Genomic DNA, 9408 nt, shown 5'->3' on the forward strand with positions numbered 1-9408 from the left:
AGCGTAGATCACGTGAAGATCACAGAGGTGAGATCCTGTCACCTTCTTGTGACCACCGGCGTGTTCGCCGTGTCATGTCCGGATGTCGGCGGGAGCTTCGTGACCTTTCTCCGGTACCGGTGTGAACGCCACGGGCAGCGTGCGCAGGCCCCGCATGATGAGTCCGCCGCGCCACCGCAGGTCGGACGGGTCGACCGCGAGCCGCAGGTCCGGCAGGCGGGTCAGGAGCGTGGCGAGCGCCGTCTGTCCCTCCAGGCGGGCCAGGGGAGCGCCCAGGCAGTAGTGGATGCCGTGCCCGTACCCGAGGTGCTGGTTGTCGCGGCGGGAGAGGTCGAGGACGTCCGGGTCGGCGAAGCGCGCCGGGTCCCGGTCCGCGGCGGCCAGGACCACCAGGACGGGGTCGCCGGCGGCGATGTCCTGCCCGCCGATGGTGAGCGGCCGCGTGGCGAACCGCCAGGTGGCCAGCTCCACCGGGCCGTCGTAGCGCAGCAGCTCCTCGACGCCGGTCTCGAGCAGGTCGCGGTCCCCGGCGGCGAGCGACCGCTGCAGACGGGCCCGCTGCCCGGGGTGACCGAGGAGCGCGAACGTGCCGTTTCCGATGAGGTTGACGGTGGTCTCGAACCCGGCGAAGAGCAGGATGAAGGCCATCGCGGCCGCCTCGTTCTCCGTGAGGTGTTCCCCGTGGTCGGAGGCACGGATGAGTCCTGAGATGAGGTCCTCGCCGGGGCCGGGCTCGGCGGGCAGCGCCTGGCGCTTGCGGTGGATGAGGTCGGCGAGGTAGCCGCGCATCTTCTTCACCGACCGCGCGACGCCGCCTCGCGGTCCTCCCCCGTGCCGGATCATCATCCCGGCCCAGTCGCGGAAGTCGTCCTGGTCCTCGCGCGGGACGCCGAGCATGTCGCAGATGGCGTAGATGGGGAGCGGGAAGGCGAACTCGTGGATGAGGTCGGCCTCACCCCTGCCCGCGAACCGGTCGATGAGTTGGTCGGTGAGTTCCTGGACCCGCGGCGCGAACTCCGCGACACGCCGGGGCGTGAAGGCCTTGGAGACGAGCCTGCGCAGCCGGGTGTGGTCCGGCGGGTCGATGTTGAGCAGATGCGTCATCAGCTCGGCCTTGCGCTCGCCGGGGATGCCGGTCTTGCCCTTGGCGTGCGCGGGCTCGTCGTGATGCGCCGGGTTCTTGCTCAGCCGCTGGTCGGCGAGGGCCTGCTTGGCATCCGCGTACCGGGTGACCAGCCAGGCCTCGACACCGCTCGGCAGCCTCGTCCGGTGCACGGGGGCGTGCTCGCGGAGCCAGGCGTAGGCGGGGTACGGGTCGGCGGCGAACTCCCAGGTGAACAGTTCGGGGGCGGGGGAGGCGGTCTGGCCGTTCACTGCTCCGAGCCCCCGCTCTCCACCTCCCGGATCGCGTCCCGGTACGCGCGTGCCGCCGCGCGCAGGGCCGCCTCCGGGTCCACGCCCTCCGCCTCCGCGCGCGCGGCGAGCGCCAGCAGCTCGTAGCCGATGCCGTCGCCCTGCGGGAGCGGGACGTCGAGGTCGGCGGTGCGGACCCGGGAGTGCAGCTTCGCGGCGAGGGCGAGGCCCGGCTGGCCGAGCGGGATGCCCTCCGTCACCGACGTGCGCCGCTTCTCGACCGCCTTGGTCCGCAGCCAGTGCTCCTTGACCTCCTCCGGCGTCGTCGCGGTCTCGTCCCCGAACACGTGCGGGTGGCGGTGGATCAGCTTGGCGACGATGCCGCCCGCCACGTCGTCGATGGAAAAGGGCGCGTCCGGGTGCTCCTCGGCTATCCGGGCGTGGAAGACGACCTGGAGCAGGACATCGCCCAGCTCCTCCCGCAGCTCCTCGCGGTCGCCCGCCTCGATGGCCTCGACCAGCTCGTACGCCTCCTCGATGCCGTACTTGGCCAGGCCCAGGTGGGTCTGCCGGGACGACCAGGGGCACTCGGCGCGGATGCGGTCCATGACCTGCACCAGGTCCAGGAGACGGGCGCCCGGGAGGTCGTACGACGCGGGCAGCAGCTCCAGCTCCGGCATGTGGACGCGACCCGATCCGGCGAGGCGCGCCAGGCCGTCCGTCAGCGTGGGCTCACCCTCACCCGTGGCGACGACGACCACCGTGCGGCCGCCGGCGCAGGCGTCGACCAGCTCCTGCGCGCTCGGGGCGGCCTCCTCGACCGCTATGCCCGCCTCGCGCAGATAGGGCAGCTGCGGGTGCGCGCCGTCCGCGCACAGGACCCGGTCGGCGGCGTGCAGCGCCTGCCAGGCGGGCCAGGACAGGAGACCGGGCGCGACCCGGTGGCTGGTGGTGAGCAGGACGATCCGGCCGGGCTCGGCGGTCGCCTCCGGTCCCGGGACCGCTTCGAAGCTGGTTGCGTTCACCCTCCGAACGTAACGCACGCCACGCTCGGCCCCCGGAGTTGTCCACAGGCATGGACCAGCGTCCCTGGAGTCGTCCACAGGCCCGGAGCACCGCCCCGGCCGCGAACCGCCCGCCTACGCCGTCTGCTGCGCAGCCGCCGCCGTGACCTCCTTGACCCACGGCGTCTTCGCGTCGGCCCGGCTGCTCTTCTGCACGTCCCAGGTGCCGTAGCGGGGGTTCAGGTCGACGTGCAGTTCCCGCGACGCCTGCGACATGGCCTTCCAGAACGCGGCCTTGCCCTCGGTCGTGCTCATGTCGGCGCCGAGCGCGGAGGCCAGCTTCTGTGCCTCGACCTCCGTGCGGAGGCTGTCGTCGAGGCGCTGGGGGGCCACCCCGTACTGCTGCAGCCACACGGTCTGCAGCTCCTTCGCGCCGCCCGCCTGCGCCTGAAGGTTCGCCCGCATCTGTTCGACGTCCCTGGCGGTGACGCTCGCGCCCGCGTTCTTCGCGGCGCGGTCCAGGACCCGGTCCAGGACCAGACTGTGCAGCGTGTCGCGGGTGAGGCTGCTGGTCTGGGCGACCGCCTGCTCGTACTGGGCGTCGTCCGTGGCGGCGGCGCGCTGGGCCGTGCGCACCTCGTCCACCCGGCTCTCCAGCTGCGCGACCGTGATCCGCTCACCTCCGACGACGGCCGCGGCACCCGGATGCGCGGTGCCGCCGCACGCGGTGAGGAAAGGGGCCGCGACCAGGGCGGCGCTGAGGGCGATCGCGGGGCGACGGCGGTGCAAAGTGACCTCCCAGTGGGGGATTGTGCGACGGTGCACAAGGTCTTGCGGTGATCGATGGTAAGGAGCGGATCGGCTCCGGCCAACCCATTCGACCAACGATTCACCGGCGCTTCGGGCACCGCCCGCCCCGGGTGAGCCCCCGTCCGGCCGCTCAGGCCCGCCCGTCCACCGCTCGCTCGACCGCCCCGGCCACGTCGGCGCGCAGCTTGTCGCCGGTGTCGAGCCTGGTCACATTGGCACCGGCGGTCTCGCCGCCCCCGCTGCCGACGAGCACGAAGCCGACCTTCCGGTACCGCGGTGCCGTCTGCGCGGCGGCCGAGATCTCGGGCGGGCCGACGGCGAGCACCACGTCGCAGGAGCGCTGCAGCAGACCGTTGAGGTACGGGCGCGCGTTGGCGGCGCTCTGCTCCCCGGTCACCGGCGCGTAGCTCACGCGCGCGTGCGTCTTGAGAGAGGCGTCCTGCATGCCCTGCCAGACCTCGGCGGCGGTGGTCCCCGCCGTGATGCCCTTGGCGTCGGTGAGCAGGCAGGCGTCGACGTCGTTGTAGTGCCTCGCCCGGGTGTCCGGTATCGCGGGCCGGTCGTCGTGCCGGAGGAACAGCGTGCCGGCGACGACCACCGCGGCGACGACGGCCAGCGAGCCCGCCGTCAGCGCGATGGTGCGTCCGCGGAGCGAGCGCAGCCAGGTGACGACGGCGCGCCCCACCGCGGCGGGCCCCCCTCCGGATCCCGCCTGCCCCGCCTTCCCCGGGCGCGCCTGCGCCACCTGCCTGACCTGCTTGGCCACCGGTTCCCCGCTCTCCTGCCGTACGTCGGTGTCTGGTCCCCTGCCGTACGTGTGTGTCCGCTCTCCCGCCGACGTCCTGTCAGCGGCCGCCGGCCCGCCCCGGCCAGACCTTCCAGGTGTGGATCGAGGCGCCTGCCATCGACAGCAGGATCAGCAGCACGTCGAGCGCGAACAGCGGCCCGTGCGTCGTGTCCGGCGTCAGCTCCAGTTCGGCGACCCAGGCCGCGAGGACCGCGCTGAACGCCGCGAAGGCCCACCAGTCCGTCGCCCTGCGTCGGCGCAGGGCGAGCACGAGGGACGGCACGGGGCACAGCAGCCCCAGGCTGACGACGGGCAGCGCGGCGAACCCCGCCCGCACGGCGAACAGCCGGACTGCCGGTATGGCGACGACCTTCATGTACCGCCCCTCGTGTCGTGGCAGGGCTGCCGGGTCAGCCGGTGATGGCGACGGGCGCGTCCCAGGCGTCACGGTCCACGGTGATCGTGTAACCGTTGCGCGTCTCCTTGCTGTTCACCATGTACTGGTGGGCCCGGCTGTGGTTGGTGTACTGCGTGGAGCCCCACGGCCAGTCCGTGGTCGTCGTGTACTGCTTGTCCCACAGCGCGTACCAGAGGTTGCCCGGCAGGTCGGTCTTGTTGGTCGCGGTGGCGATGGCCTTGGCGCTGGAGCTGCTGAAGCCGTAGTACCCGGCGCGGTAGATCTTGGCGCGCAGCTGCTTGTCGAAGGCGCGGACGTACGTCAGCACGGCGTTGTTGCACGACGTGTTCGTGATGTCGTACGGCTCCATGTCGAGGTAGATGGGGCTGCCGGCCTTCATGCCGAGCGCCGACGCCTTGGCCACCGCGTCGTTCGCGTCGCTCGTCCCCAGGGTGGCCGCGGTCGTGGCGGTGAGCTTCTCCGGGTTGGAGCCGCTCTGGCAGGGCGGCTGGGCGCCGACGTAGATCGGGATGAGCTTCCAGCCCATCGAGCTGACGGACTTCACCCAGGACGCGGTGAGGTTGGGCTGGCTGCAACCGCGGTTCTTGCCGCCGACGTAGACGGCGGCCGCCCCGTAGGAACCGGTGTTCCAGGCCTTCATCGCGGCCGCCGAGGGCGCGGTGCAGGTGTCGAAGGCGTGTCCGGTGTACGTCTTCTGGGCGGGCCAGGTCGTGGCCGCCATCGACGTCTGCGCCGCGATCCCGGCACCCGCGACGACGGCGGCGCCCGCCACCGACCAGGTGATGTACCTGAACTTCTTCGACTGCCGATGGCCGGCCATCCCCACCCCAATTCACGACAGGCGGACGCGTGCGGCGTCCGCCGGAAAGTCTTCTGAGCCCCTGAAGCGACGCGGGTCCGGCACGGCGACGTCTGTACGGACCTTTCGGGATCCACAGGGAAACGTACGCAGGCGCACGGGACTTGAGCGTCCGAAGCGGATCGCACCGTAACCGACGGCGTCCTTCCGCTTGGGAAACGGGTCCCCTTGACCGCCACAAGATTCTCTCACGGAACGGCAAAACCATCGGTTCCGGGGAACGGCACCCCGGCCCACCGCGTCACCCCCGCCCGATTTGGCGATCACTTGGGCAAGCACAGATTTGTGCGTGACCTGTGCATGACCCGATCCGCGTAGGGTCCGGTCGGCGCGGCGCCCCGCAGACGGGCCCTTTGCCGTTTCCCCGACGCTTCTTTCCTCCCGAGAGGACCTCATGCGCACCCCGTCGCGTGCCGCGAAGGCACTCGCTCTCACCGCTCTTCCCCTGGCCCTGGCCCTGACGGCCTGCGGTTCCGGTCCCTCCGACTCCGACGATGCCGCCGTGAAGCCCGACCCCTCGGCGTCGGCATCGGCGTCGGCGACCAAGGACCCGAACGCCGGTCTCCTGACGGGTACGCAGCTGAAGAAGGCCCTGGCACCGGCGTCGCTGTTCCCGGCGGGGTTCGTCCCCGTCCCGCAGGGCGCCTCGGACAGCGGCAGCCAGTTCGTCACTCCGAGCGCTGCCGGCAAGGCCAAGCCCGACTGCACCAAGCTGGAGACCACGGCCTGGACGACCGTCACCGGCAGCAGCGGGGGCGTCTCCTTCGCGAACGACGACTACATGGACAAGAGCAAGACCGCGGAGATAGCCCAGGAGGTCGACGAGTTCCCGGGCACGACCGCGGAGACCGCCATGAAGGACGTGCGGGGCATCACGACCACGTGCCCGGCGTTCACCGACACCGACGGGCACGCCACGGTGAAGGTCTCGGGCCGGTCCACGGCCGGGCTCGGTGACGAGGCGTACACCCTCACGCTCACCAGCGGCGCCTGGGAAAACGGCACCACACTGATCGCGGTCCGCGAGGGCACCGCCGTGGCCACCGTCCTCTCCACCGCGGGCAGCGACAACGGCGTCGCCACCGCGACGAAGGTCGTGCGGCACATCGTGGAGTCCCTGAAGAAGGCGGCGAAGAACCCCGCCTGAGACGCGGTTGGTCCCGCCGGGTCCGCCTCCACGCGGACCCGCTGCTCTACCCTTGCCCCCTTGCGCTCTCCGCCTCGTGCGGCGGGGAGCCGGGGGTCGAGAGAGCTGGGGGGGTTCACATGGAAGGACGGGCGGAGGCCGGCTGGTTCCAGCGGATCGCCTGGGCGGTCCTGGTCTGGGGATCGCTGGGGCTGCTGGTGTGGGTGCCGTTCCTGTACGTGGCGATCCGCCGCAGGCGGCCGTCGGACTGGGGCGCCTTCGGGTCGTTCATGCTCTATGAGTGCGTGACCCTGCCGTGGGCGGCGAACGAGGGCCAGGGCGCGGGCGACCCCGTCCTCGGCGTGGTCGTGACGGTGGGCCTGCTGACGGCGACGGGCCTGCTGCTGTTCGCCCTGTTCGACAGGCGGACGCCGAGGCCGGTGGCGGTGTACGGGGCGGTGCCGCCACCGCAACCGCAACCGCAACCGCAACCGATGCAGCGGAACCCGTACATGCGGTAGCCCGGCGCCGTACGCCCGGTCACTGACGCGGGCCCCGGCCCGGGGAGGTGGGTAAAGCCCATGGAGCCGACCGACCCGACTTCCGGGTCTCCTCCGTCCCGGCCAACTCCCAGCCGTCGCCTCGCCGTCGGCTTGGCGTTCGCTGTGCCGGCGCGTCCGGCTTACTCCGCGCTTCCGGTGGTCCGCTACGCGTTTCCGCGCGCCCTGGTCGCTCGGTGGCGGAGCCGAGAGCGGGCCGGGTGGGCGGCCGTGCCGCGCGCGACCCGCGTCAGTGGATCGCCAGTTTGGACGCATCCCGCTTCGGCGGTACGCCGTGGGCGTCGGCTGGTCGTCCGGCTGGAGTGTGGTCCGAACCCGTTGGACCGGCGCGGTGTGGTCCTGCGGGCAGTCGGAGTGATCACTCTTCGGCCGGTCCGAAGCCGTGTGGCGGGGGTACCGTCTGAGTGTTGTCGCAGAGCGGAGTTCGCCGTGTCGCAGAGCATCGAGGAGCACACCGGCGCTCGGATCGCCCGTATTCGGAAGCAGCGCGGCCTGACGCAGCAGGGGCTGGCGATGCGGGCGCACCTGTCGAAGTCGCTGTTGTCGAAGGTCGAGTGCGGCCAGAAGCCCGCCTCTCCGGCTCTTGTCGCCGCCTGTGCCCGTGCACTGGGTGTTTCCACATCCGATCTGCTGGGACAGCCGTACGCCGACGAACTACGGCGCGACCGCATGGACGCCCTGATCCAGCCGATCCGTGAGGGGCTGGAGAACTGGGACATCGCTCTGGACTGGCAGACGGCTCCGCGCCCGGCCGCGTTGATCTGGGCAGATGTCCAGCAGGCTCTAGAGCAGCGCCGTCAGGCGCAGTACACGGACATGGTGCGCGACCTGCCCGTGCTGATCGACGAGTCAGTGCAGGCCGTGCACACCAGTACTGGGGAGGAGCAGCGGCTGGCCTACGAATGCCTGGCGGAGACGTTCCGGTGTGTGTTCACCGTGGCACGGGACAGCGCTTAGGCCGTAACACCGGAGGCGTTCATCGATGCCAGCAAGGTAATGCTCACGGACCTCTTCTCCTTCAATCGCAGCGAGCGAGCTCTCCATGTATCTGTCGACACAATCAGCCAACTCTCGGGCAAGGAAAATAACCCTTTCGATTTGTTCGCCCGTCTCCTCTCGCAAAAACTCACCATCAGCCAGTGGCTTCCAGTTGAAAACTTTTAGCAAGCGGCGTCGGGCGTCCGCCGGCATTGCCGTCAACGTGCCGTTAGCTGGCCTTGGGAGCGTAGGTCGGCAGGATCAGCCGAATCTCGCAACCGCCAGGGCAAGCGAGGAGTGCGCTCGTTTGTGTACTGTGATGGAACTACACAATCAACCATGGCCTTGCATCCATAAGCTCTGCTCAAACTGCACCAGGAGGACCGAGTGGCAGGTTTCGCTCGTCTCGTCGCCACCATTGCTGCTCCACTCAATCCGACGTCAGCCGACGCGCCGAGGGTGCTTCACTGGCCTGACCGCAGGCTACTGATACAGCGCAGTGACACTGAGTTGGTAACTCTTGACCTGCGGGAGCCTAGCGGGAGTTCGACGCCAGAAGTCCGCTTTCCTGCACCTTGGCCACGCCGGTTCGGAACGGTGACGGTGTCGCCCCAACAAGATGCTGCGGTTTTCTCCGGTGTTCACGGGGTGCAATTGGTGGAAGCCACTGGTGGAACCCGGTGGGAGGTACAGCATGGCTGTTGGGGTGGCTGCTCTCAGAGTCATCTGTCATTTAACGAGTACTCAAGTGACGATGACCACGCTCATGCCGATGGCGGCTCAGCGGCATTCAGCTCTGATGGCTTGCTCGTCTGGGCACACGTCCTCGGCCCGCTGGCCAACGACCCGGACGCTGAAGCTGAGCAAGAACTGTGGGTGGTGCTGGATGCCAGGAACGGTAGGGTGCTCAGCCGCATGGAAACCATGACCACGGCCTCCAGTTCTGAGCACACTCCACATCCAGATCCCAAGCAGATGGGACTGAGTATCGGTGAAGGCGAAGAAGGCTCTCCTGTTCTGTGGGGGCGATGGAACGGTCATGAGTTGACGATTGACCAAGTCGGCATGGAGCGGATTCTGCTCGATGTGAGCCCAAGTGGCCACCGCCTCCTGACCGTACCTGTCGGGCAGTGGTCTCTTACCATCCACGACGCCCAGGACGGCTCTGTCCAACAGAAGCTGGACGCTGCAGGCACTGTGCCAGAACACCCGATGAGCCCTGGCGGCGACAGGGTGTACTGGGATTATGAAGCTGCATTTACAGACGAGGACACCATCATTGCTGGCACATCCGAATGTGATGCGCGCCATGGAACAACCCGCCACTGGGTGCTCAATGCCCGTGAGATGACATTGAATGGCGAGGTTACGTACCCCTTCCCTGTGTCTGGCCCCGTACGCTCTGCAGGAGGCGGCACCTGGTACACCGTCTCCAAAGACAGAACAGTTGTTCACCTCTGGCAACTGGCGAAGCATACCTGATCGCATGACTGAGCCTGGCCCACCGAATGTG

10 protein-coding genes are annotated in these 9408 nt (G+C 69.5%); 4 read left to right on the forward strand and 6 right to left on the reverse strand.

The window, feature by feature from the left end:
- Window positions 1-72 precede the first annotated feature (72 nt).
- From ACZ7L1_RS10580 to ACZ7L1_RS10605, 6 genes are all read right to left on the reverse strand, one after another.
- Window positions 73-1374, reverse strand: a complete 1302-nt coding sequence (locus tag ACZ7L1_RS10580; RefSeq protein ID WP_471435959.1) for a cytochrome P450 family protein — start codon at window positions 1372-1374, stop codon at window positions 73-75.
- On the reverse strand, window positions 1371-2378 hold the full coding sequence (locus tag ACZ7L1_RS10585; protein ID WP_471435961.1) for a nucleoside triphosphate pyrophosphohydrolase: 1008 nt from the start codon (window positions 2376-2378) through the stop codon (window positions 1371-1373). The genes ACZ7L1_RS10580 and ACZ7L1_RS10585 overlap by 4 nt, the downstream gene beginning before the upstream one ends.
- A gap of 114 nt (window positions 2379-2492) precedes the next feature.
- Window positions 2493-3146 (reverse strand): SurA N-terminal domain-containing protein, encoded by a 654-nt coding sequence (locus tag ACZ7L1_RS10590; RefSeq protein WP_471435963.1) that lies wholly within the window; start codon window positions 3144-3146, stop codon window positions 2493-2495.
- Between the two features lie 151 nt (window positions 3147-3297).
- Entirely contained in the window at window positions 3298-3933 is a 636-nt protein-coding gene (locus ACZ7L1_RS10595; RefSeq protein ID WP_471435964.1) for a type 1 periplasmic-binding domain-containing protein, read from the reverse strand.
- Window positions 3934-4012: 79 nt separating this feature from the next.
- The gene (locus tag ACZ7L1_RS10600; protein WP_471435966.1) at window positions 4013-4330 is read right to left on the reverse strand and encodes a hypothetical protein; all 318 of its coding nucleotides are present in this window, start codon (window positions 4328-4330) and stop codon (window positions 4013-4015) included.
- A gap of 34 nt (window positions 4331-4364) precedes the next feature.
- Entirely contained in the window at window positions 4365-5192 is an 828-nt protein-coding gene (locus tag ACZ7L1_RS10605) for a glycoside hydrolase domain-containing protein (RefSeq protein WP_471435968.1), read from the reverse strand.
- A 433-nt stretch (window positions 5193-5625) separates the two neighbouring features.
- Between ACZ7L1_RS10605 and ACZ7L1_RS10610 the strand changes: the two genes are divergently transcribed.
- The 4 genes from ACZ7L1_RS10610 to ACZ7L1_RS10625 all read left to right on the forward strand — a co-directional run bounded on the left by ACZ7L1_RS10610 (window position 5626) and on the right by ACZ7L1_RS10625 (window position 9377).
- Window positions 5626-6378 (forward strand): hypothetical protein, encoded by a 753-nt coding sequence (locus ACZ7L1_RS10610; RefSeq protein ID WP_471435970.1) that lies wholly within the window; start codon window positions 5626-5628, stop codon window positions 6376-6378.
- 119 nt (window positions 6379-6497) lie between these two features.
- Window positions 6498-6878 carry a hypothetical protein gene (locus ACZ7L1_RS10615; protein WP_471435971.1) on the forward strand — a complete coding sequence of 127 codons (381 nt, stop codon included), beginning with the start codon at window positions 6498-6500 and terminating at the stop codon, window positions 6876-6878.
- A 468-nt stretch (window positions 6879-7346) separates the two neighbouring features.
- A complete protein-coding gene (locus ACZ7L1_RS10620) occupies window positions 7347-7874 on the forward strand; it encodes a helix-turn-helix domain-containing protein (protein WP_471435972.1) in 528 nt (175 codons plus the stop codon).
- A gap of 618 nt (window positions 7875-8492) precedes the next feature.
- Window positions 8493-9377, forward strand: a complete 885-nt coding sequence (locus tag ACZ7L1_RS10625; RefSeq protein ID WP_471435973.1) for a hypothetical protein — start codon at window positions 8493-8495, stop codon at window positions 9375-9377.
- Window positions 9378-9408 lie beyond the last annotated feature (31 nt).

It is taken from the genome of Streptomyces sp. NPDC107546 (assembly GCF_055639175.1).